The organism is Protofrankia sp. Cr2 (genome assembly GCF_963555885.1).
Lineage (GTDB): Bacteria > Actinomycetota > Actinomycetes > Frankiales > Frankiaceae > Protofrankia.
Map to the genome: position 1 here is coordinate 71861 of NZ_CAUVXG010000015.1, position 23575 is coordinate 95435.

At 68.5% G+C, this 23575-nt stretch carries 17 protein-coding genes; 3 read left to right on the forward strand and 14 right to left on the reverse strand.

The genetic code is table 11. The features are described from left to right. Nucleotides 1-10: 10 nt before the first annotated feature. Entirely contained in the window at nucleotides 11-571 is a 561-nt protein-coding gene (locus U9978_RS09835; protein WP_322760769.1) for a PaaI family thioesterase, read from the reverse strand. Between the two features lie 278 nt (nucleotides 572-849). Between U9978_RS09835 and U9978_RS09840 the strand changes: the two genes are divergently transcribed. Beyond that, nucleotides 850-1464, forward strand: coding sequence for a TetR/AcrR family transcriptional regulator (locus tag U9978_RS09840; protein WP_322760770.1), 615 nt, complete (start codon nucleotides 850-852; stop codon nucleotides 1462-1464). A gap of 170 nt (nucleotides 1465-1634) precedes the next feature. Here the strand turns inward: U9978_RS09840 and hpnH are convergent, their stop codons facing one another. Continuing rightward, complete coding sequence (gene hpnH / locus U9978_RS09845) at nucleotides 1635-2639, reverse strand: adenosyl-hopene transferase HpnH (RefSeq protein WP_322751030.1); 1005 nt, start codon at nucleotides 2637-2639, stop codon at nucleotides 1635-1637. A gap of 745 nt (nucleotides 2640-3384) precedes the next feature. On the opposite strand from hpnH, the gene U9978_RS09850 reads away from it, so the two are divergent. Further along, nucleotides 3385-5622, forward strand: a complete 2238-nt coding sequence (locus U9978_RS09850; RefSeq protein WP_322760771.1) for a protein kinase domain-containing protein — start codon at nucleotides 3385-3387, stop codon at nucleotides 5620-5622. 33 nt (nucleotides 5623-5655) lie between these two features. On the opposite strand, the gene U9978_RS09855 is transcribed toward U9978_RS09850, so the two are convergent. From U9978_RS09855 to U9978_RS09900, 10 genes are all read right to left on the reverse strand, one after another. Next, on the reverse strand, nucleotides 5656-7845 hold the full coding sequence (locus U9978_RS09855) for a glycosyltransferase family 39 protein (RefSeq protein WP_322760772.1): 2190 nt from the start codon (nucleotides 7843-7845) through the stop codon (nucleotides 5656-5658). Nucleotides 7846-7993: 148 nt separating this feature from the next. After that, nucleotides 7994-9661, reverse strand: coding sequence for a 4-hydroxy-3-methylbut-2-enyl diphosphate reductase (gene ispH, locus U9978_RS09860; RefSeq protein WP_322760773.1), 1668 nt, complete (start codon nucleotides 9659-9661; stop codon nucleotides 7994-7996). A gap of 134 nt (nucleotides 9662-9795) precedes the next feature. Continuing rightward, nucleotides 9796-11760, reverse strand: coding sequence for a squalene--hopene cyclase (gene shc / locus U9978_RS09865; RefSeq protein WP_322760774.1), 1965 nt, complete (start codon nucleotides 11758-11760; stop codon nucleotides 9796-9798). Nucleotides 11761-11838: 78 nt separating this feature from the next. Beyond that, the gene (locus tag U9978_RS09870; RefSeq protein WP_322760775.1) at nucleotides 11839-12855 is read right to left on the reverse strand and encodes a polyprenyl synthetase family protein; all 1017 of its coding nucleotides are present in this window, start codon (nucleotides 12853-12855) and stop codon (nucleotides 11839-11841) included. Further along, on the reverse strand, nucleotides 12852-14678 hold the full coding sequence (gene hpnE / locus U9978_RS09875) for a hydroxysqualene dehydroxylase HpnE (protein WP_322760776.1): 1827 nt from the start codon (nucleotides 14676-14678) through the stop codon (nucleotides 12852-12854). Before hpnE ends, U9978_RS09870 begins: the two co-directional genes overlap by 4 nt. Beyond that, nucleotides 14675-15580 carry a presqualene diphosphate synthase HpnD gene (gene hpnD, locus U9978_RS09880; RefSeq protein ID WP_322760777.1) on the reverse strand — a complete coding sequence of 302 codons (906 nt, stop codon included), beginning with the start codon at nucleotides 15578-15580 and terminating at the stop codon, nucleotides 14675-14677. The genes hpnE and hpnD overlap by 4 nt, the downstream gene beginning before the upstream one ends. Beyond that, nucleotides 15577-16590 (reverse strand): squalene synthase HpnC, encoded by a 1014-nt coding sequence (hpnC, locus tag U9978_RS09885; protein ID WP_322760778.1) that lies wholly within the window; start codon nucleotides 16588-16590, stop codon nucleotides 15577-15579. The genes hpnD and hpnC overlap by 4 nt, the downstream gene beginning before the upstream one ends. 460 nt (nucleotides 16591-17050) lie before the next feature. Further along, entirely contained in the window at nucleotides 17051-17881 is an 831-nt protein-coding gene (locus U9978_RS09890; protein ID WP_416210912.1) for an SDR family NAD(P)-dependent oxidoreductase, read from the reverse strand. Between the two features lie 338 nt (nucleotides 17882-18219). Then, nucleotides 18220-18690, reverse strand: a complete 471-nt coding sequence (locus U9978_RS09895) for a DUF192 domain-containing protein (protein WP_322760779.1) — start codon at nucleotides 18688-18690, stop codon at nucleotides 18220-18222. A gap of 89 nt (nucleotides 18691-18779) precedes the next feature. Further along, nucleotides 18780-19397 carry a helix-turn-helix domain-containing protein gene (locus U9978_RS09900; RefSeq protein WP_322760780.1) on the reverse strand — a complete coding sequence of 206 codons (618 nt, stop codon included), beginning with the start codon at nucleotides 19395-19397 and terminating at the stop codon, nucleotides 18780-18782. A gap of 481 nt (nucleotides 19398-19878) precedes the next feature. Between U9978_RS09900 and U9978_RS09905 the strand changes: the two genes are divergently transcribed. Next, nucleotides 19879-22149, forward strand: coding sequence for an MMPL family transporter (locus tag U9978_RS09905; protein WP_322760789.1), 2271 nt, complete (start codon nucleotides 19879-19881; stop codon nucleotides 22147-22149). Nucleotides 22150-22277: 128 nt separating this feature from the next. Here the strand turns inward: U9978_RS09905 and U9978_RS09910 are convergent, their stop codons facing one another. Together U9978_RS09910 and U9978_RS09915 are read right to left on the reverse strand one after the other, a co-directional pair. Continuing rightward, nucleotides 22278-22427, reverse strand: coding sequence for a hypothetical protein (locus U9978_RS09910; protein WP_322760781.1), 150 nt, complete (start codon nucleotides 22425-22427; stop codon nucleotides 22278-22280). A gap of 149 nt (nucleotides 22428-22576) precedes the next feature. Next, a complete protein-coding gene (locus tag U9978_RS09915; protein WP_322760782.1) occupies nucleotides 22577-23299 on the reverse strand; it encodes a hypothetical protein in 723 nt (240 codons plus the stop codon). Nucleotides 23300-23575: the final 276 nt, after the last annotated feature.

A 23575-nucleotide genomic window follows, 5' to 3' on the forward strand; every position in this document is an offset into this window, starting at 1 on the left:
CCCACGACTGTCAAACCGCCGGCGGGGCCGGGCTTTCAAGCGGAAACACCAGGCAGGTGCTGCTCGCGGTGGCGACTTTCCTGCCGTCGGCGCCGCAGACATCCCCCTCGGCGAAGACGATGCGGCGACCAGGTCGGACGACCCAACCGTGCGCAGTCAAGCCGCTTGGACGATCGTCAACCACCTGGATCGGCCGCAGATAGTTGACCTTAATCTCAATGGATGTGTATCCGACTCCGGCCGGCAACGTGGTGTGCACGGAACAGCCTGTGACTGTATCCAGGAGGGTGCAGACGAGACCACCATGGACCATGCCGATCGGGTTATATGCGGATTCATCCGGGGTGCAGTGAAAGACCACGTCCCCCTCGGTGACCGCACCGATCTCGAAATCAAAATGCGTGGCGATCGGCGGGGGTGGGACCACGCCGTCACGCATCGCCAGGAGGAAGTCGAGACCGCTCATGGTCCGTCCGATCGCAGCAGTGATCATTGGATCATGCCAGGTGATTGTCCTGCTGCGGGGCTCGCCCCACTCAGCAGCCGGTGGGCGCGACTCGGTCGTGGTCATGGCCGCAAGGGTAGCCGCATCACACCGGCCGACCGCGAACTTCGGGCGGCCCTGTCCGCTTTGCAGAGGCAGCACCCTGGCGATACCGGCCGCGGCCGCTCCGGCCCGGACCTGACAGACTGACTCCGCACAGACCGACCCACCGACCCGCGGGGAACCCCGACCCGGACGCGACTCAATGATCATTGAACGTGTCGGCACGGCCAACCAGGTATAGTTATGGACATTTCCGCCACCGAACAAGCCCACTAGAAGACTGAGTGCAACATAATCAGCGAATGAGCAGGATCCGCGGGAGCGAGCACCCGGCCGCCACCCGAGAGGTTCTCCTGGCCGCGGCCCGGCACCGATTCGGGACCCAGGGGTACGCGGCGACCGGCACCGAGGAGATCGTGGCCGACGCGCAGGTGACCCGCGGGGCGCTTTATCATCACTTTCGCGACAAGGCTGATCTCTTCGGCGCGGTGATGGAACAGGTCGCCCTTGAGGTCGCCGAACAGCTCGTCACCACGGAACTCAAACGCGCCACGGACGAGCCGACCACCGACGCCTGGGAGCAACTGCGAACCGGCTTCCAGTCTTTTCTCGACATCTGCACGGACAGCGACTTCCAACGTATCGTGCTGGTCGACGGCCCGGCGGTACTCGGCCACGACGCGTGGGACGTCCTGGTCGAGCGTCACGGCTACCGCCTGCTCGCTGAATGGCTGAGCAAGGCGATCGAGGACGGGCGGATCGACCCGCTGCCGATCGCACCCCTCACCCGGGTGCTGGCGGCCGTCCTGTCCGAGGCGAGCCTGCTGATCGGCCGGGCCTCGGAACCGGCGACCGTCCGACGCGAGGCCGGCGAGGTTCTCGATCGGCTGCTTGTCGGCCTGGAAACGAAAAAATAGCAAGAACGGAGCGAGCCGGCCACCTCGATGGTGGCCGGCTCGCTCCGTAGTACCAAGCGGTTGCGTACCAAGCGGTTGCGTACCAAGCGGTTGCGTACCAAGCGGTGGCGGCGAACGGTAGGGGACGAACCGTCACTGAAACCGGACGTGCAGCTACCGCGCCTCGCGCCTCAGACGCTGCGCATGGCCCGCAGGGACTCCTTCAGCGACGACGTGGTGGCAAGAACCGCGGAGGTCTCGTACCCGCAGTGAGCCATGCAGTTGGCGCAGCGGGGGTCCTTACCCCGACCGTAGGCGTCCCAGTCGGTGGTCTCCACCAGCTCCTTGTAGGACGACACGTAGCCGTCGCTCATCAGGTAGCACGGCTTCTGCCAGCCGAACAGCGAGTAGCTCGGGATACCCCAGGCCGTGCACGAAAGATCGCGCTTGCCCTCCAGGAAGTCCAGGAAAATCGGCGAGTGGTTGAGCCGCCACTTCTCGCGCCGGCCGTCACCGAAGACCTTGGCGAACAGCTCGCGGGTCTGCGAGACGCCGAGGAAGTGCTCCTGGTCGGGCGCCTTCTCATAAGCGTAGGCGGGCGAGAGCTGGATCTGGTCGACCTTGACCTCATCGTTGAGGTAGGACAGAACGTCGATCACGTCCTGCGGGCTGTCGTTGTTGAAGAAGGTGGAGTTGGTGCCCACCCGAAAGCCGGCTGCCTTGGCCGCGGCGATCGCCTCGATCGCCTCGTCGAACGTGCCCGCCTTCTCCACCACCGTGTCGTGCCGCTCGCGCAGCCCGTCGATGTGGACGATGAAGGTGAAGTACGGCGACGGTGTGAACTTCGCCATCTTCTTGCGGAGCAGCAGCCCGTTGGTGCACAGCAGGACAAACTTCTTGCGGGCGATGAGCTGACGGACGATCTCGTCGAGCTGCGGGTGCATCAGCGGTTCACCACCGGCGATCGCGACCACCGGTGCGCCGCACTCCTCCACCGCGGCCATGGCGTCCTCAACGCTCATCCGCTGCTTGAGTACGGACGCAGGGTGCTGAATCTTGCCGCAACCGGTGCATGACAGATTGCAGGCGAACAACGGCTCGAGTTCGAGAACAAGCGGAAAGTGCTTACGACGCAGCACTTTCTGCTTGGCCAGGTACATCCCGATCCGCAACGAGTACCGCCACTCCACCGCCACGGCAATACCGCCCTTCGGCGTCGACGTCGTGCGGCCGGACGGCCGCTCCACCTCGACAACATACAGGGTGTACGTACAGCTTGTATGTTCGTCGAGAACGTTGGATCGGCCACTTCTCCCCGTCGTACCCGGCCGACCCCGACCCGCATCTGACATCCGCCACCGCAGGTCAGCGACATAGTCGGAGTTTTTGACCAGAAACCCGGACGGAGACGTGTCGGGAACCGGACAGCGGGAAAGAAACGATCAACAGAGGGCGGCGGCACTGGACCAGCAGGCCCAGCGACCCCGTGCCGCGGTCCGACCGGGACCGGCCCACGGTGCTCCTGACCGGGCCCGGCGGGGCGATGCCCGGCAGGCATTGGACCCGTACTCCACAGTCGATCGGTGTTGTGCCGCCGGTGTTACACCGTCGATGTTGGACGAACCTCACATCGCCCGCCAACAACTGGACATCCACCGCCGGTGCCCGCCGTGGCGCCGGCGATCCGGCCTTCGCAACCGCCCGGGAGTGACGAAGGCCATTCCCAGGACGCCCAGGTTCGCCAAATCCACGACATCAGGCCGGGTATGACCGGCCCGACGGCAAACCGAGCGGGGATTGTGTGTAGACCTGACTGGTGAGTCCCGCACCGGCCAACCAATGGCTGCCCCTGGCTGCGCCTAATATCGGCGAAAAAGACAGTGGGCAACAGCGCGGAGGTCACATGGGGTTGGGCACGCGTTGCAGGGTGAAGGCGGGCGTATGACGCGAGGCGGGCACACGGTCACGCACCTGATCGGCGGGCGGTTCCGGCTGGTCGAGCGGCTCGGCTCGGGTGGGATGGGGACGGTCTGGCGGGCCGTCGATACCGGCACCGGTGTCGAACGTGCCCTCAAGGAGATCCGCATTCCGGACAACCTCTCAGCCCAGGACCGCGAACTGCTGATCGAACGTGCCCGCCGCGAAGCGCGCAACGCCGCCCGACTCGGTGCCCATCCCCATGTGGTCACCGTGTACGACCTGGTCGAGGACCACGGTGCGCAGTGGATCGTGATGGATCTGGTCCCAGGACGTTCGCTGGCGGCGGTGATCGCGCAGGACGGTGCGCTGGACGAGCCCGAGGTCGCCCGGATCGGTATCGCGCTGCTGGACGCGCTCGTGCACGGACACCGCAAAGGAGTTCTGCACCGCGACGTCAAACCGTCGAACGTCATGATCACCGCTGACGGTACCGTCAAACTCGCGGACTTCGGCGTTGCGGCCTACGAAACCGATCACCGGATCACCGCGGCCGGCGGCGTGGTCGGCACACCCGCCTATATGGCTCCCGAACGTATCCGCGGAGAGGAAGCCGGTCCGGCCAGCGATCTTTTCTCGCTCGCGACGACCCTGCTGCATGCGGCGGAAGGCGTCTCCCCGTTCGGTCGGGATACCACCTTCGCGACCATGCACGCGGTCGTCTACGAAGGGCCGAGCGCACCTGTGCACGCAGCCCGGACATTTTCGATACTCCAACCGATTCTGGCCAAGGATCCGTCCGCTCGGCCCACGACGGAGCGGATTCGCCGCCAACTGCAGACCGTCGTGTCGGCGCCGGCGGCAGAGCCGCCCGCACGACCGGCCCCGGTTCCGATGGCGCCACCGGTGGCGAGCCCGATGGCGCCACCGGTGGCGAGCCCGAATGCCTGGCCGACCGCCAACGCGTTCTACGAAGCACCGACCATGGTCGCCATGGTTGCCGACGGGACCGACATCGGCGAACAGAATGGCGATGACCTCGATACCGTCGGCCTGGACGTCCTGGCTCCCGGAGTACCACGGCCACGCCGGCCACGATCACAACCCGACATCGACCCCGCCACGATCGAACAGCCGGTGTGGGTCAGTCCAGACGCGCGGCGGGCCGCGAACGGTTCCGGGAAGGCAGCGCGCCCGGGCAAGGCCCGGCCGTCCCGCCGGGGCCTGCTACTGGCCGCCGTCGCCGTCGCAGGTCTGGGCGCCGGCGCAGGATCGGCGGCCTGGGCCGCCCGGCGGATCGGCCGGGCGGCCAACCCCGCGCCACCGACGCTGGACCTCGGTCCGCTCGCGTTCTGGCTCCCGGGAAAGCCCGACGTCGAGTTCGCCGGTTCCTTCATCGCCGACCACCGCGGTTATCACCGACAAGCAGGGTTCACCCGGACAGAATTCCATGACGGTGGGTCGCGGGCCCGGAGCGTGGTGGCATCGGTCGCTTCGGGTGCGGCATTCGTCGGGGTGACCGCGCCGGACATCCTTCCGAAGGAAATCTCCAACGGCGCGCGGCTACGGGTGATCGGCGCGCAACGGCAGAAGTCCGCTTGGGCCATCGTCTCACCTGCGGACAAGCCGATCAGAACACCGCACGACATGACCGGCATGAAGATCGGAATGGCTGCCGGCAGCACGGCCGTGTGGACCTCCTTCCTGGCCGCCGCGGGAATCGCGGAGACGGCCGTCACCCAGGTTGTCACGCCCGACCACCTGCGGGCGGTCGCGGACCGCCAGGTCGACGGGGCACTGTCGTCGGTAATCGACGCTCCGACGGCCCTCGCCCGCCAGGGCGTCGCCACCTCGACGTTCCTGCTTGCCGACCACGGCTACCAGCTGGTGTCCAACGTGTACGTGGTGAGCGCGGACGCGGTGGTCACGTCGAGGAAAAAGGTCAAGGCGTTCCTGGCCGCCGAAATCCACGGCTGGAAGGACGACCTGGCCGAGCCGATGCTCGGCCCCCAGCTGCTCACCGACGTCTATGCCCGGTCGTCCGGGCTCGACGTCACCGAACAGTTGACGAAGAACAAGCGGCTGAGCACCCTCGTCGAGAGCGCGGACACACATCGCAACGGACTGTTCACGATGACTGACGCCCTGATCGAGGCCAATGTCCGGATGCTGGCGGACAGCGCCGCCCCCGCCGCCGCCAGGCGGATGTTCGACCTGTCGATCATCCGCGAACTGTATACAGAGCAGCCCGGCCTGGTGTGACGCGGCGCCGCGACAGCCATCCGATCAGCGCTCTTAACGTTTCGGCTCGAGGGCGACACGCAAGGCGCTGGTAATCGTGGCCTGCACCCAGGCGTTGTCGTAACGGCCGGGGACCAGCCGCCAGCCTGGCCCGGGGCCCAACGCGACCAGCGCTCCATCTGCATGCCGCTCCAGGGGAACCCGCTCCTCCCAGCGCCAGGCCCCGGTGAGGTCCGGCGTCAGCCCGGCGGCCAGGCCGACGGTGAGCTGCGTCGGCAGGACGGCACCCGCGAAACCGAGCTCCTGCACCGAGGCCGGCGGCACCGAGACCGCCATGGCCGAACCACCCGCCGGCGATGCCACCGTGACGAGCTCGCGGGCTCCGTCCAGGATCGCGACGATGCTCGTCGCCGTGCCCGGGGTTCCCGTGACGGGCAGCGGGCTGGTCACCGTCTGCTCGCCGATGCGCAGGTAGAACGATGCGTACCGCATGTTCTCCGGGACCGCCACGGACACCCGAACCTCGATCTTCTTTCCCTCGACGGGGTGGAGCTCGACAAACGAGCCCTGTAGGCTCCACGACTTCTCCGCCTCGATCACCTCGTCGGGGCGGAGCTGATACAGCCGCCGACCCGGCATCCTCGCAGCGAGCTGCACATCGGCCGCGCCGAGGTCGGCCGCGTACAGCACATCGTCCGACAGGTCCGGACGGTTGCGCAGGAACTGGTAGGGAACCTGCGTGTACCGACTCGGGGTCGGCGGGGTGACGATGACGACCGCAGGCCCATCGAGATCGTCCGGGATGAGATCGAGCACGTACCCGTCGACGGCGTTGACATAGCGTTGCACGTTGACCTTCGGGGGCACCCCGACCGCGGTCACAGCCACCAACGCCAGCCCGCAGACGCCCGCCACCGGGATGCCGACCGGCCGCGGGAGTCGCCCGGGGACCGCCCGCCACAGCCGAGACGCGCCGCTGCCGGCGAGGATGACGACAGGCGACAGCGCCACCATGTGGTAATGCGGACCGAGGCCGTTGCGAAGGCTCGGAACCGCCATGGCACTACCCCACCAGAAGAAGTAGGCGGCGAAGACTCCCAGCGCGGTGATGGCGAGCAGCAGATGCCCGCCACGCCGGCCCCCCGCCGCAAGGCCCGCGAGGAGACCGATCCCGGCGAGGACGACCAGCGCCATCCCACCGAACAGCCAGCCCGGGGCGGCGGCAAGAGTCTCCCGCAGCGCGTCGAGCGAGACATGCCTGGTGAAGGCGAACGTCGGTTCGGACGGCAGCATCCGCCGCTCACCGAAACCGAAGCGGTCCAACGGATCGGAGGCGGCAAGCGGCAAGATCCGCATCGATCCGGTGACGTGCCGACAGAAGGCGGCCACCGCCACAACGAACGGTAGTCCCCCGAGCCCGACCCACCCGATGTCCCGCAGTATCGCCGAGCGCGGCCGCGGGGGTTGCCGGGCCAGCACGAACCGGACCGCCACGAACAGGACACCGACGACGGCCACCAGCACGGCGTCGAACGGGCGGGCCATGGCGGCGAGGCCGAACGCCGCGCCGGCGGCCACCAGCGACCGGCGGGCGCCGGTGCGGGTGCCACGCAGCAGCGCGGCCATCGCGGCGGTCAGCGCGGCGGCGGTGAACGCATAGGCCATCGGCAGAGCGGTGTGCAGGAGAAGCAGCGGCGACAACGCGAGAAAGGCTGCGGAGGTGAGCGCCGTCGCCGCATCATCGAGCAGTTCGCGGGCCAGTCGGTAGGTTGCAACCACCCAGGCTGCGGCCACCAGCGCGGGAGCGATCACCATCGTCCCGAACAGCAGTTGAGACACGGCCAGCATTGCCGGCCACCCGGGCAGATACTTGGTGAAGACCCGTCCGTTGTGGACGCCGGTCAGCCAGGGACGGAAGAACGGGTCCACCAGGTTCTGATCGAGGGTCAACCGCCCATGCAGCAGCATCCGGGCCTGGAGCACGTAGGCGGCCTCATCCGCGTCACCCGAACCATGGCGGAACAGCGTCTCCTGCAGCAGCACGCTCACGGTGAACGACAACGCGCCAAGGGCGAACGCGGCGAAACCCGGCCCGGATACGGACACCGCAAGCCGTCGTACCCGGCCCCGCGACGACGGTGCGGGGCCGGGCGTCCCGGAAACCGCACCGGGGGGCTTGTGATGATCGAGCCGCTGCTGATCGGCCAGCTCAGCGAGCACCGTATCGGTCGATACCTGACGCATCGGGTGGACCGTAGCAGGAGTCGTACCGCGTGCTTTTCACCGCATCCACCAGTTACCGACCGGAAATGCGACACGAGCGCCGGGTAGCCGGATAACGCTCCGAACTACCCGGCGCCTGCGCCCGCAGCGTGGTGATCAGCGACGCGTACTACTTGGGCTGGCGGCGCAGTTCCTTGGGCAGATGGAACGAGATCGTCTCGGTGCCGACCGAACGGACCGCGACCGCTGTCGGGCCGAGGCCGGAAAGTGCCCTGGTCAGCTCATCGACAAGGGTGGGAGGCGCGGACGCCCCCGCGGAGATGCCGATGGTGTCGGCACCGACCAACCACCGCATGTCCACCTCACCGACGTCACCGACGAGGTAGGCCGGCACGCCCTCGCGTTCGGTCACATCGACCAGCCGGCGTGAGTTAGCGCTGTTCTGCGACCCGACGACCAGCACCAGGTCGGCCTCGATGGCGACCCGCCGGATGGCGTTCTGCCGGTTCGAGGTCGCGTAGCAGATGTCCGCCGATCCGGGTCCGACCACGGACGGGAAGCGGTCCCGCAGCGCGTCGACGACTTCTTCGGCCTCGTCCACCGCAAGCGTGGTCTGCATGAGGTAGGTCACCCGCTCGGGATCGTCGACATCGAGCCTGGCGACGTCCGCGGGCGACTCCACCAGCTTGATCTTCCCGGGCGCCTCCCCCAGTGTTCCGTCGACCTCCTCGTGCCCGGAATGCCCGATAAGCAGAACGGTGTCCCCGCGTGCGGTGAACCGGCGAGCCTCCGCGTGGACCTTCTCCACCAGCGGACACGTTGCGTCGATCACCGACAGCCCACGGTCGTCGGCCTGCTCCCAGACGGCGGGGGCGACCCCGTGCGCGGAGAAGACCACGGTTGCCCCGGCCGGTACCTCGTCGAGTTCCTCGACGAAGATGGCGCCACGACCGGCAAGATCAGCAACGACATGACTGTTGTGGACGATCTGCTTGCGCACGTAGACCGGCGACCCGTGCAGCTCCAGTGCCCGCTCGACCACCTCGATCGCCCGTTCGACCCCGGCGCAGAACGCCCTGGGCTCGGCAAGCAGCACCTGGCGTGATCCGACAGCCGCTGACCAGCGCTCCAGCACCGGTCCGAGGGTCATCATCGTCCGCAATCCGGCGATCCCCCGGCGGGCCAGGTCAAAACGCCCCAGCGGCTGCTCGTCGGTGTCAACGATGACGCGGACGATCGCCAGCGGCACCCCGGTCGCGCCCGGCGCGATCTGTGCGGATTCCATGTCCACGGCGATCGCCCCGGTCGCCGCCAGCTCCGCACGCGCGGTTCCGATCGCCAACCGCGACACGGACACGACCGGGCCGACGTGGACGGTCAGGCCCGCCCGGCGCAGTTCACCGGCCAGCAGGGGCGCGGACGGACAGCGCGCGCTGACCGAACCGTCGGAGGTACGGACCTCATCAGCCACCACGACGTGCCCGGGTTTCACCCCCGGACCGAGGCCACCGCCGAGACCGACCAGGGCCACGGCGTCGGCCCGAGCCTCGCGGATGATGCGCGTGGACCGGCTGGCCTGGTCGGGTCCCATTCCGGTCCGGATGAGGATCGTGCCCCCGGGCAGGCCCGAGCGGCCCGCGGCCCATGCCTCCAACCGCAGTGGCGCGGCCACGACCAACCTGGGCCGGCGCCGGACCGCGGCGGGCAGGCCCGGCGCGGTGTCCCGGCCCGGATCCACCCCGGCCGAGGCGCCGTCAGCCGTCGACGTCCGGGCCGCTGAGGTCCTGATCGTCGACGTGCCAGCCGTCGAAGCAGCCGCCGAAGCAACAGCGGTCATGGCGTCTGTCTCCGGTACCGCCGGCGGTACCGGCGGTACCGGCGAAGCCTGCGGCGTCCGGGATGCCGGGAGCGCCGATGGCTTGGACGCTTCGGCGGGACCCGCCGTCCGTGATGTGTCCGGTGCCGAGAAAGTCATGATGCGGACCCGCCGCTCAGGTATCGGCCGAGCGCGGTCAGCGGAAAACTCAGCCGATACAGGTGGTAGTTGATCGAAAAGTCCCCGGGGAAACCGGTGCCCGTGTGGTGCGGCTCGTCCCAGGTTCCGTCCGGCCGCTGCGTGTCGACCAGCCACCGCACCCCCCGTTCGACCGCCGGGGACGCCGGATCGGCGGCGAGGAGCGCGAGGAGCGCCCACGCCGTCTGAGACGCGGTGGGCTCACCGCGTCCGATCCAGGCGTCGTCGGTGTAGGAACGAAAGTCCTCGCCCCAGGCACCGTCAGGTCTTTGATGCTCGACCAGCCACTGGACGGCCCGAGTGATCGCCGGATGGTCGGCGGACACCCCCGCGTCGATCAGAGCCGGGACGACCGCGCCGGTGCCGTAGATGTGGTTGACACCCCAGCGGCCGAACCACGACCCACCCGGTTCCTGGTCGGCCAGCAACCAGCCCACCGCCCGTTCGGTGATGGGGTTGCGTGCCTGGCCCACTTCGGCGAGCATTTCTACTATATGAGCCGTCACATCCGCGGACGGCGGGTCGATCACCTCACCGAAGTCACAGAAAGGCAGCTTCGTGGGAAGGGTCCGGGTGTTGTCGGCGTCAAAGGCCCCCCATGCACCGTTGGCCGAGCGCATCCCGATGGCCCAGTCCACGCCGCGGCGTTCGGCCGCCCGCAGCCGGGCTGCGAGCCCGGGGTCCACCGCGTCGATTCCGCCCGTCTGATTCCCGTCGACGCCGCCGTTGGGTTTCAACAGGCGACGGATGGCCAGCACGACCTCGGCGGTGTCATCGACGTCGGGATACCCGTCGTTGTCGAACTCGAACGCCCAGCCGCCAGGGGCCAATGCCGGCCGTTTGACCGCCCAGTCACCGGTCAGCGTGACCTCCTCGTCCGCCAGCCACCGGGCGGCGCGCACCATGGCGGGATGGTCGGCGGCAAGACCCGCGTCACGCAGGGCGACGACGGCGAGCGCGGTGTCCCAGACCGGGGACTGACAGCACTCCAACCGGCGGACCATCCCCGCGGGTGTCCGCTCCCGGATCGTGTAGCGCTCCAGGCCACGTAGCCCGGTCGCGATCACCGGATGGTTCATGGGGTAACCGAGCAACGTCAGCGCCATGATCGAGAAAACCCACGGAGGCTGGATGCCGCCCCAGCAACCGTCGGCCTCCTGCCGAGCGATGATCCATTCGGCGGCCCGGCGCATCGCGTGCCGGCGGATCATCTTCAGCGGGCGGCGCTCGTATCGGTGCAGCACGGCGTCCAGGCGCTGGAACGCGCCCGTCCACGAGCGCAGCGGTGCCGGCGGCCGGGCCGGGAACTCGACCTTGAGCTCGTCGATGCCGAAACCGAGCGAGCGCTTCGGCCGAAACGTCCCGACGATCGTCAGCGGAACGATCGACTGCCGGGCCCAGCAGCCGAAGTCGTACACGTTGAGCGGGAACCACGACGGCAGCAGCACGAGCTCGGGCGGCATCACCGGCAAGTCGTCCCAGGACCACTCGCCGAACATCGCCAGCCAGATCCGGGTGAACACCCGGGTGGCGGCGGGACCGCCGTTCTCCCGGACGTAAGCCGCTGCAGCTCGCATGTGCGGGGCGTCCGGGCTGTCCCCGGCGAGCCGCAACGCGACGTACCCCTCAAGAGTCGTGCTGAGATCCGGCGGGCCACCGTAGTAGATCGCCCAGGTGCCGTTCTCGGTCTGCCTCGAACGGATCCAGCGGGCGGCCTCCTCGAGCACATCCGGAGTGAGGATGCCCATGAAGACGCGGAACAGAAGGTCTGCCGCCTCGATCGTGATATTGGTCTCGAGTTCGCCCTTCCACCAGCCCTGGTCGGACTGCAGCGACAGCAGGTGGTCTCGGGCCCGGACGGCGGCTGCCGTCACCGTGTCGGAGGAGACTTGGGATTCCCGGTAGTCGGTGGTCGAGCTCATCAGCGGCTCCCGTCCACATGTCGGTCCCGGTGCGGTATGAACTCCCGGTCCAGTACGAACAGCAGTGTCACAGCACACTCACCGATCCCGTTCGGTAACAAAACGGGCAAGGGCGAGCAGTTCGGCTTCGACCAGCGACGGCAGGGCCAATGACGCCAGCAGATCGGCGCACGCCTCGAGCTGGCGGTCGGCCTCGGCCGTGGTCCACTCCCGCCCACCAGCGCGTTCGACCAGCCCAGCGGCGCGGTGCAGGTCAGCTTCGGACGGCTCCCCGGTCGAGGCGAGGAAGGCGCGCAGCTCGTCGGCTTCGGGGCCGCCGGCCTCCAGCGCCACCACGACCGGGACCGACTTCTTGCGCGAGCGCAGGTCCGACAGGACCGGCTTGCCGGTCACCGCCGGGTCACCCCAGATACCGAGCAGGTCGTCCACCAGCTGGAAGGCGGTTCCCAGCCGTGACCCGAACTCAGCGAGGCCGTCGACGAGTCGGGCCGGGCCGTCCGCGAGCACCGCGCCGATGGCGGCCGAGCAGGACAGCAGTGCGCCGGTCTTGCCGTCCTCCATCGCCAGCGTGTCCGCGACGGTGATGTCGTTACGGGTTTCGAAGTGCAGGTCCTCGGCCTGGCCCCGGACGAGGTCCTGGACGCCCGCCCCGAGCATCACCGCGGCACGGCGACCAGCATCCCGGTCGACCTCGAGCAGCACCTGGGTGGCCAGCCCCAGCAGGGCGTCGCCGGCGAGGATCGCGCCGTCCGCGCCGAACACCGTCCAGGCCGTGGGTCGGTGCCGGCGCTCGGTGTCGCCGTCCATGAGGTCGTCGTGCAGCAGCGAGAAGTCGTGGACGAGCTCGACGGCGACCGCGCCGGGGAGCCCGACCTCGACGGCGGCGCCGGCTGCCTCGGCCGAGAGCAGTGCCAGCGCCGGACGCAGCAGTTTTCCGCCGCTGCCTGCGAGCGGGTTACCTTCCGCGTCGATCCAGCCGCGGTGGTAGGCAACGACGCGACGCAGCCGGGGGTGCAGCCGGTCGACAGCGGCGCGAAGCGCCGGCACTGCCAGAGTCCGGCCCCGCTCGATCGCATCGGGAACCAAAGTGGTCATGCCGGAAATCTCCCTGTCGGTGACGCCGCCGAAGGCGTGGTCGTGGTCGTGGTTGATGTTGAGGTTGAGGTTGATTGCTCGGATGGCGTCGGAAGCGGTGTCGGTCGCGGGGCGGCGGTCAGTGCGGGCTGGGCGCCCGGGGTACCCGCCGTCCCGGGGGTCGATGATCCCGACGGGTTAGAAGACGACGGTCCCTCGTCCGGGACGTTGGTCTCAGGCATCCGGGAAGATTGTGAGGTTTTGCACGAATTGCCCGAAGACGATCCGCATCCTCCCGTACGCGTTGGGGAACCCCCCGGCGTGTCGACCACAGGTAGCAACCTGCGGGCCGGGCCGGGCGAAGGCGGACCCGGCCGCCAGCCGCCCAGCGCCACCTTCGCAGCGGCCAAGCCGCTGCGGACGGCGCCCTCCATGGTCGCGGGCCAGCCCGTATCGGTCCACGCGCCGGCGAGCGCGAGTCCCGGCAACGCCGTAGCCGGGCCAGGACGCAACGCGTGGGTGCCCGGCGCCTGGCGGAACGTTGCCGTGCGTTCGCGGGTCACGAACACCTCGATCGCCTCGGCGCCTCGCGCGGCCGGCAGCAGCCGGCGCATCTCCTCGACGAAGATGCCGCGAATCTCACTCGCAGGGCGGTCGATCCACTCGTCCGCCGCTGACAGGGAAATCGCCAGATACTGCGTGCCCGGGCCCGGGCCCGGCGGGCCGGCCGGCCCGGACCCTGCCGCGGACCCCGTGTCAGGCCCCGCCACGGCGGAAGACGCGGTGATCCCGCTCGACGCGATGCTCCGGCTGGACGCGGTGCGGTCGAAGACCCACTGGACCGGGGATCCGACCACGGCGAGGAACGGCCCCTCCAACACCTTGCGGTCATAGACCATGTGGACGTTGACGATCGGCGCGGAGCCGAGCTCGCCAAAGCGCTCCTGGTCCTCGACCGCGCCCGCCGGCAGCAGCGCGACGGCCGCTGGCGGGGGCACGGCGAGAATCACCGAATCGGCCTCGATGGAGCCGCTGTCGGTGACCACACGCCAACCGGTCGCTGTTTTCGTCAGCTCACGGACCTTCACGCCGGTACGGACATCCGCCCCGAGGTCAGCAAGCTCCGATGCGGCGGCTTCGCCGTGTAGCCGCTGGAGCGGCACGTCCGCCCAGCCGATGTCTCCGGCGTCGGCCCGCTCCAGCAGGCCGGTGCGCACAACCGTGGCGGCGAGACCGAGCGAGGCCGAATCCGCCGGGGCATTGAGGGTGGCAACGGTCAAGAGCTCCCAGAGCGCCTCGATGGCTGCCGGTGACTGGCCCTGACCGGCCAGCCAGCTACCGAACGAGGCACCGTCGACCTCGGGTCGGTTCGGGTCGAGCCGACCGAGCCGGTAGGCCGCGAGCGCCGCCCGTAGTCGCTGACCGATCGGGAACGCCCGGTATCCCAGCAGGGCCGGGGTCAGATGCAACGGCGCCGGCCACGGGATGCGGGTGCGCCGCAGCCGGGCGCGCGTGCCGGACCCGGCGAGCAGCACCGGGACGTCCAGCCGGTCCTGCAGCGTCGTCAGGTGCTCGACCCCGAGCCGACGCAGGAACGCCCGGTAGGCCGTGCAGCAACGCATGAAGACGTGCTGGCCAGTGTCGACCCACATGCCGTCCCGGGCGAATGAGGACGTCGCCCCGCCCAGGCGTGGCCGTGCCTCCAGCACGGTCACGTCAGCACCGGCGTCAGCTGCCACCAACGCCGCCGACAGGCCGGCGAGGCCGCCGCCGACCACGACCAGCCGGTGTCCTCCCTGACCAGGGCCGGCGATGACGGGCAAGGATGTCACGGACACGCTCATACGACCGACACCTCCGGACGGCCCGCCAGACTGCGGGCGGCGACCACGACCTTCTCCCAGCCGGGCAGCGAGAGCCGTTCCGCCAGGACAGGGGTCGGGTCCGTTCTGATCCGGCGGTTGAGCCGCAGATAGATTCCGGCCATCGCGCCGCAGCATGCGGCGCTTCGACGGTCGAGCATGCCCAGGAGCTTCAGGCCCCGCCCGTACCACTCGTCGGCGCGTTGCGCGCAGCCGCGCAGGTACTCGACGAGCGCGTCCGATGGACCACCGAGCTGACCATCCGGGCCCAGCACGAGAGTGATGCCAGCCTTGTCCAGTTCGGCCCGCGGCAGGTAGATGCGGCCGGTAATCAGATCCTCCCGGACATCTCGCAGAATGTTGGTCTGCTGCAGGGCGATCCCGAGTTCGTCGGCGACCGTGGGGGCATCGGAGTTCGCGTGCGCCGCCTCGGTGCCGAAGATTCCCAGCGACAACCGCCCGATGGTGCCGGCCACCCGCCGACAGTATCCGACAAGATCGTCAAAAGTTTCGTACGTCACCCCCTGCAGGTCCATCTCGACGCCGTCGATCAGCTCGCAGAAGGCGTCGACCGGGATGGGGAAGCGCCGGCACGCGTCACTGAGCGCGACCAAGACCGGATCCGTGCTGGACGCGCCGAGGGCCGCGATGTCGGCTCGGGCCGCGGCCAGGCGAACGACCTTCTCGACCAGGGGCAGGTCACCGTCGCCGATGTCGTCAAGTCGGCGGGCGAAGGCGTAGACCGCGGAAAGAGCTGCCCGCTTCTCTGCCGGGAGCAGCCGGATGCCGTAGGAGAAGTTACGCGCGGCCTCCCGGGTAAGGCTTTCACACGATGCGTACGCCTCGGTAACCGTGGGCGACCACAATGGCCCGTTGACGGTCATTCGCCACCTCCGTGCCCACTGGGCTTCGCGATGATCCCGCCGCCGGTGACCAGCGGGGGGAGCCCGAACCGGGCCGCGCGGGCGGCCCGGCGGGCGGAGGGTGCAGCCGACCCGAGTGCTACGGCCGCGCTGTACCGGGCGATGCGCGCCTTCGGCGCGGTGGGGGTACCGCGCAGGACGTCGAAACGGGCTCGCGCGATCGCGTCCAACGCGGCGCGACCACCGCCGACGAAACCCGCGAGCACAAAGCGCAGCCGGCCGTTCACCCGCCCGACCAGCGGGGTGCCCTCGTCGAGGATGCGGCGCGCGCGCAGGACCTGAAAAGCCATCAGGTCCCGTACCGCGGGCCCCGCGCTGGGACGCGCCAGATCCTGCTCGCGCACCCCGAAGTCGGCGAGGTCTTCGCGGGGCAGGTAGATCCGCCCCGCCGCGAAGTCCTCGGCCACGTCCTGACAGTGCTCCACGATCTGGAGCGCCGTACACACCCGGTCCGACAGGGCGACCCGGTCGGGCGTATCGACCCCGAAGATTCCCAGCACCATGCGGCCTACCGGATCAGCGGACAGGGTGCAATAACGCAGCAGGTCGTCGAAGGTGTCGTACCGAGTGACGAGCTGGTCCTGACGGTTGGCCGCAACGAGCCGGTGGAACGGCTCGGGATCCAGCCCGCACTCCCGAACGGTCGGTACCAGCGCCTGGTTGATCGGGAAAGTCGGCATGCCCGTCCAGACCTTCTCAAGATCGACTTCGAGAGTGTCGAGCAGAGCGAGCCGGTCGCCGGTCGCCTCGTCTCCGATGTCGTCGACGAGCCGGGCGAATCCGTAGATGGCGAACAGATGCTGCCGCTGCCGAGCCGGAAGGATCAGCGGGGACACCGTGAAGTTCTCAGCGGAAGCCGCCCCCAGCACATCCTGGGGCGAGGAATCCAGGGCCGCCCCCGGCAGCGGCGCACCGGATGTTCCCGTCGGCCCGCCTGGCGGTGGGTCGATCTTTGCGTCGCTAGCAGTCATGCGCCTCCCCCTCGTCAGCGGTTGGGCCTGACGCGAACCGCCGGACCAACCCGGCGGCGCGCTCGAACCGGTCAATTTTCTGGATCCATCGGGCCTCCGGCCTTAGGGCGTGTCTGATGGATCTTCGATCGCGCGAATCGATGCCCAGAAGGCGTCCTGCGGCGTTGTCGTCGGTCGCCACCACCGCGAAGGCGTCCAGCCAGCGACCCCCCCGCCGGTCGCATGGCCGATGAACGGGGTCCGTCCCGGTGCCGGGGGGCCGACCCACGCCCCGGACAACTTAGAGCGACCGGCAATAGGGACGTGGCGTCGCGGGGCCGGGACACGCACCTCGCCACGTTGTCGTCGGTCGACACCCAACACCAGGGTGCCTCCCTCCGCCGCCTCGCGATGCACGCACCCCAACCCCGCTCCTTGATCCACACCCCTGTTGCCGGGCGCTCTTACGGTAGCGATGCGCCTACCCGAAGACACTCGCCAACCGCCGGTAGAGCGGCGGCGCGGCGCCGTGTACGCGTGCGGCAAGCGACAACCAGCGTGGAACCCACACTTCGGCCTGCCCGCGTCCGGTCGCGAACAGCATGCGCTCAGCGACGAGGCGGGCCGGCTGGGGACGTGGCCACTTTCGGACGTACGGCGCTCCACGGCGGTTGAAAAAAGGCGTGTCAACGGCCCCGGGGAAGCACAAAGTAACCGAAACACCCCGACCGGAAACCTCGGAACGCAGCGCGTTCGCGAACCCGACCAGCGCCGCCTTGGTCGCCGAGTACGCAACCTCACCACGGACACCAAGCGCGCCGGCAATGCTTCCGACCAGAAGGATGCGACCGTGCCCGCGCTCAAGCATGGCCGGGAGCACTGAGCGGACGAGTGCCATCGGCGACAGCACGTTGATCGCCACCAACTCGGCGAGAGTTTCGTGGGAAAGCTGGTCATAAGGACCCGCGGAACCGAGACCGGCCGCACACACCAGCAGGTCCAGGTCACCGAGGAGATCCTCACCACGGCGGGCCACGGTGGCCTCGGATCCCGGGACCGACAGGTCCACGGCGATCCGGTGGCCCTCTGTCGATGCCGCGACCTGGTCGAGCGCCACCCCGTTACGACCGACCAACAGGACCTGACAGTTCATCGCGGCGAGGAGCAGCGCCGCCTCTCGGCCGATGCCGCTGCTGGCGCCGGTGACGATCGCAGTCTTGGGCGGCCACCCCCGACTGCCCCCGAAACGGGACGGCTCGGCGACAACGTGCAAACGGCTGTCCGGAACGGTGGGACGGGCCGGTGTGTGCACAACAAAACCCTCCGGTCGCGCGGTGGTCGCCTCCTCCCGGGATGGGAGACGGTCGCGGTCAGGCCTTCGGAACCTGGGTGTCGACAGCGCTGGCGACAAACGGTAGGCCACGTTCGGCCTAGCCCTATTTCATCGCCCCACGGCCGGAACGTCCATCGTCAGCTGGACGACACCAGGCCGAAAGCCTTGTCGAACCCGTCACGTCACCGACGGATCCACCCTGCAAGCACTACATGGCATCCCGTCGGCATTCACCCAAAATAGGATTGTCGATTTGTAGGTCTTCTCACATCGGAACATAGATTTTGCATCGCCGACACGACACCGCGCTGATGTGACTAGTCGAATTCGATCATGTCACCTGGACGCGTGCCGGCGTTTCTGAAGGTACCCTCGGGCGCTTCGACGGCCTCGGTGTAGGCCGAGTCGGCACGATAGATCTCACAACGTTGTGGGTCGACTTCGGAACACGGCGTCATCTCACGAACCATGACAACCCGCCCGGACCTGACGAAGGCGATCGACAGTGGCAGCAACGTCCGGTACATGTAAAAACCATCCGAGGACTCACCGTTGAAGACGAAGAGCATCCCGGTCCCGGCGGGCAGTGACGTACGGCCCATGAGGCCACGCGCACGCAGCGTCGGTGTGTCCGCGACCTCCGCGGTCAGGGTCACCGTGCCGACCCGTACCTTCCGCGTCGCCGCAGGTCCGCCGGGCGCGTCGGAACCCCCCGCCGCGGTCAGGCATGCGGCTGTCCCGACAAGCGGTAAGGCTACCAGGACGAGCACGTAACGTGATCGGAACACTATCCGGACGTTACTCCACCAGTACCGAAAGGTTACCCGCGACGCCGGGCCCCGGTCGCAGAGCGCCGCCCGCCGGCCGCCGGCCACTCTTAGAATCCGAGCGCGGCGAGAGCGGCTTCAACGACCTCCCGCCGGACGTCGTCAGGAACCAGCGGCTCGCTGACATCGTCACCAGCCGGTACCGGATGCGCCCCCCCTGTGCCCGTTCCGTTGGTCGGGCCGGCGGCATGCGCCACTGCTCGGCGTGCCAGCGCGGTCCCGAGGATGCCGGCCTGGACGCACCCCACGGCGCATCGCGCCCGCAATAGCCGTAACGGAGTGGGATCAGGACCAGCAAGAGCAGTCACAATCGCATCCTGGTGAGATGCGATGTCACCCTTACCGATCTGTCGATGGATCACCGACGGATCGTTGACGAAGGCGAACAGCACAGCACCCGGCCCTGCCATCGCCTCGACCAAGCCCTCGATGATCGTCCGCGCCGAAGCCGGCGGATCAACGCGCGAGAGATCCCTCACATGACTGAACGCCTCTACGAACGGCTGCACTACTGCGTCCAGAATCATGTCCTTGGACGCGAAGTGGTAGTAGAGAGCGGCTTTCGTCATACTGAGCCGCTCCGCAATGTCACGAATCGATGTCCCCGCGTAGCCTTGCTCGTTGAAGAGCTGCACAGCGACGGCGAGAATCCGGTCGCGCGTGTCCACCGCGCTAGCACGCGGCGCACGGCCGGACATCGTCGCCCCACACCCCTCTCGCCGGGAGGTCGGTAGCGAAGAACCTATACCCTCGCCCCAACCGGATCCATGTCTACTGACCGTTCGGTAAACTACCCCGACCGACCGATCGTTCAGAGCGCCCGGCAACAGGGCTGCGGATCAGCGAGCGGAGGTCCAAGCGGACGAGACCGAGGCCGCGGGCCGGGCAGCTACCAGGTTCATCAAACCTGCCCGGCCCGATCGCGCCGGGGATCGCCGCATGGGCGCCGCCCACCCGAAGCTCCTGCTGCCGGTCGCACGTCCAGACCCCCGGGCCTGCGAGCGCGCGAAACACACCACGATCGCGCGCTCTCCGGCCACGCATCCAGACCCACCGGGCCTGCGAGCGCGCGAAAAGCACCACGATCGCGCGCTCTCCGGCCACACGTTGACCCTGACCCGTCCATCGGCCCAGACCGGGGGGAAACCCGTGGCATCGCTCGCGCGTTGGTGCTTCCGTCACCGCTGGATCGTCCTATTCTTGTGGTTTGGCGCCCTGCTCGGCTTCGGCGGGGCGGCCTATGCCGCCGGTACGGACTACAAGAACAACTTCTCGCTCCCCGGAACCGAGTCGCAGCAGGCTATCGACCTGCTCAAACGGGAGTTCCCCGCTGCATCCGGCGAGACCACCAGCGTCGTGCTGCACGCCCGCTCCGGCACCCTCTACAACCCTGTGGTCGAAGCCGACGCCGCTGCGATGCTCCAGCGACTTGCCGACCTCCCTCACGTCGTCGACGTGACAAGCCCGTTCGAACCGCGGGGCGCGGAACAGTTCACCAGGGATGGAACGACGGCATTCGCCACCGTCGCGCTGGACGACCAAGCGGTTGAGATCCCCCGCGACGAGCTCACGGCGATCATAGACACCGCCCGCGCGGCCGATGGCGGGGCGCTCCAGGTGGAACTGTCCGGCACCGCGGTGTCCATTGTGGAACAGCCCCAGCAGAACACGAGCGAACTCCTCGGCGTCGCAGCCGCTGCGGTCATCCTGTTCATCGCGTTCGGGACCCTGCTTGCGATGACGCTGCCCCTGGTGGCCGCGGTCATCGCCCTTGGCGTCGGGATGGCCTGCATCGGCCTGGTGTCACATGTGATGTCCATCGCCCAGTTCGGACCGACGCTGGCGACCCTGATCGGCCTGGGCGTTGGCATCGACTACGCCCTGTTCATCGTCAACCGGCACCGTATCGGCCTACGAGCGGGCAAGACGCCGGAGGAAGCAGCCGTCACCGCGATCAACACGTCCGGTCGGGCCGTCCTGTTCGCGGGGCTCACCGTGTGCATCGCCCTGCTCGGCATGTACGCCCTCGGTGTGACGTTCCTCTACGGCGTCGCGATCTCCGCGACCCTCACCGTCTCGCTGACCATGGCCACCGCGGTGACCCTGCTGCCGGCGCTGCTCAGCTTCTACGGGATGAAGGTGCTCGGTCGGGCCGAGCGCGTCCAGCTCACCCACAAGGGTCCGGAGCCCGCCCATCCGTCCGGATTCTGGTGGCGTTCGGCACGCCGGATCGAACGGCGCCCGGCCATGTACGCGGCGGTGTCCGCCACCGTGATTCTGATCACTGCGCTGCCGTTCTTCGCCCTCCGGCTCGGTAGCGGAGACGAGGGCAACGGCTCGCCGTCGCGGACCTCCCGACGCGCATATGATCTTCTCGCCAACGGATTCGGACCCGGCTTCAACGGCCCGTTCACCCTCGTCGCCGCGATCCACTCCCCCGCTGACACGCATGCTCTTGAGACGGTCGTGACCGCGCTGCGCACCGTGCCCGGCATCGCGTTCGTCACACCGGCGCGGTCGAGCCCCAACGGTGCGGCCGCGACGGTGGCGGTGTTCCCGACGACGAGCCCACAGGACGCACGAACCGCGGCGTTGCTCAAGCGACTACGCAGCACGATCATCCCGCAAGCGACCGAGGGCAGTGCCCTGGACGTCAAGGTGGGCGGCACGACCGCGACCTTCCAGGACTTCTCCGACGTGCTGACGAGCAAACTCCCGCTGTTCATCGGTGTGGTCGTGGCCCTGGCGTTCAGCCTGCTCGTGGCGGTGTTCCGCAGTGTCCTCGTCCCGCTGACCGCATCGGTGATGAACTTGCTGGCGGTCGGTTCGGCGTTCGGTGTCATCGTCGCGATCTTCCAGTGGGGATGGTTCGCCGGGATCGTCGGGGTCAAGGGCGGGCCGATAGAGCCGTTCCTGCCGGTGATGCTGTTCGCCATCCTGTTCGGCTTGTCCATGGACTACGAAGTGTTCCTGGTGAGCCGAATGCACGAGGAGTGGCTGGTCCGGCGGGACAACCGGATCGCGGTCTCCCTCGGCCAGGCCGAGACGGGACGGGTGATCACAGCCGCAGGCGCCATCATGACAGTGGTCTTCGCCTCCTTCACCCTCGCGGACGACCGGGTGATCAAGCTTTTCGGCATGGGACTCGCGGTAGCCGTACTGATCGACGCCTTCGTCGTCCGCGCCCTGCTCGTGCCGGCGCTCATGCACCTGTTCGGGAAGGCGAACTGGTGGCTGCCACGCTGGCTGGATCGCCTACTGCCGAGCGTGTCCGTGGAGGCACCCGAAGAGATCGAGGAGATTCGCAACACACCGGTACCCGCCGAGGTCATCACGCCGGCGGACGAGGACACCGGAGCGGACCAGGCAGCCGCTTCCACGCGCATTCCACCGATCCGGCGAGCTGACAATCACGCCTAAGCGCTCGGCAATAGCGGCGCGGCGTCGCCGGATGGTCTGGTGACACGGGGGCACCCCGCAGCGGCGCGGAGTGCCCCCGTGTCGGCGGTCCGAGGAGCCCTTGTGATCATCTCGTCGGACCAGCCGGGTCACACCAGGTCTGGCGCGCGGCGGTAGCCGCGGTTCGGCGTGAACCGGACACTACCGATCATGTTCGGCGCAGACACGACCAGGGCACCGTCAGCCGGCATGAGCAGTGTCGGCGCGAAGTTCGCCCGGTCGCGGACCATGGTGGACAAAGTGATCACCCCCGCCGTTGTCCGATCTCCTGACGCACACCCTACAGACACTCAGCGTGTTCATAACAACACTCTAAGTAGTCAGAGTGTTGCGGCGGCCACCAGTGCCCGAGGATCGGGCGTTCGATCAGGTGTGATCGAACAGCTGGTCAGGCGAGCAGATCGAGGTCGGCGACGGTGATGTGGCCAGCGGCCAGCACCCATTCGCCGAGCCGGACGATGTAGTCCGGCAGCCGCCGCGAAGCGGGACCAGGCTCATCGCGAAGCAGTCCCGGGATCCCCTGTCCGGCGAGGTTGCTCCGGACCGTGGCCAGACGGGAACGAACGTAGTTGTCGTCACGGTTGACCCGGCGGGCGATTTCCCGGTAGGTCGCGAACGGCGCATGGTTGTCCCCCGTGCGCAGGCGGGGTTCGCAGAGTGCGACCAACAGGAGGCGTTCGGTCTGGGTCAGCCGGACGGAAAGCTGCATCGTGTCCTGCTCCCGGTGTACCGGCTGGCGGCGATAGTGCACAACGCCGATCTCATGCCGCTGACCATCCGCACCGACTGCCACGATCTGGAACTCGGCGAGACCCGCCGAGACCGCCGTCGCAGGGGACAGGATGCGATGGGTATCCCCGTCCGCGGTCAACAACAGGAGCGGATGCCGACCGGTGTTGCCGATGACGATCGCGCCTTCACTTTCAGCCAGGGTTCCAGCACGGCGGGACACCAACAGGTCCTGCGGGTCGGCCCCGAAGGGGATGTCGCAGCCGGCGCGGCCGAACGTCAGTCGACGGCCCGACCCCAGCGCCCAGCGCCGCCCGCTGGCGGTGATTCTCGCGACGACGACCGCCGGCGGTGCCGCATCCGGTACCCCTCTTGCGACCATGCGTTCCCGCCGCCCCTTTCATGCCAACCACCCGATGAGCGTAACTGTGAAAAGGCCTGCCGGCTGTCATCTCCAGGTCACGGGCCCAGGTGAATCCGCGCAGGTCAACAGGGTCGCGCTGGCTCTTTCGGCAGGGGAGCACCCCTGCTCCGGTGCGGGGGCGCTCTGTTCGGCCGTTCGCAGGGCCGGCAGGATCTGTTTTGCGCCCACCGGTAGAGCACGATCGGATGCCGCGGGCGCACCTCGGCTGGGGGGCCGAGGTGCGCCCGCGGCATC

Coding starts and splice junctions, on each gene's coding strand:
- U9978_RS09840 (WP_322760770.1), top strand. CDS start 850: ATGAGCAGGATCCGCGGGAGCGAGCACCCGGCCGCCACCCGAGAGGTT.
- U9978_RS09835 (WP_322760769.1), bottom strand. CDS start 571: ATGACCACGACCGAGTCGCGCCCACCGGCTGCTGAGTGGGGCGAGCCC.
- U9978_RS09870 (WP_322760775.1), bottom strand. CDS start 12,855: ATGACCACTTTGGTTCCCGATGCGATCGAGCGGGGCCGGACTCTGGCA.
- ispH (WP_322760773.1), bottom strand. CDS start 9,661: ATGACCGCTGTTGCTTCGGCGGCTGCTTCGACGGCTGGCACGTCGACG.
- U9978_RS09855 (WP_322760772.1), bottom strand. CDS start 7,845: ATGCGTCAGGTATCGACCGATACGGTGCTCGCTGAGCTGGCCGATCAG.
- hpnD (WP_322760777.1), bottom strand. CDS start 15,580: ATGACCGTCAACGGGCCATTGTGGTCGCCCACGGTTACCGAGGCGTAC.
- U9978_RS09850 (WP_322760771.1), top strand. CDS start 3,385: ATGACGCGAGGCGGGCACACGGTCACGCACCTGATCGGCGGGCGGTTC.
- U9978_RS09915 (WP_322760782.1), bottom strand. CDS start 23,299: ATGGTCGCAAGAGGGGTACCGGATGCGGCACCGCCGGCGGTCGTCGTC.
- hpnE (WP_322760776.1), bottom strand. CDS start 14,678: ATGAGCGTGTCCGTGACATCCTTGCCCGTCATCGCCGGCCCTGGTCAG.
- shc (WP_322760774.1), bottom strand. CDS start 11,760: ATGAGCTCGACCACCGACTACCGGGAATCCCAAGTCTCCTCCGACACG.
- hpnC (WP_322760778.1), bottom strand. CDS start 16,590: ATGACTGCTAGCGACGCAAAGATCGACCCACCGCCAGGCGGGCCGACG.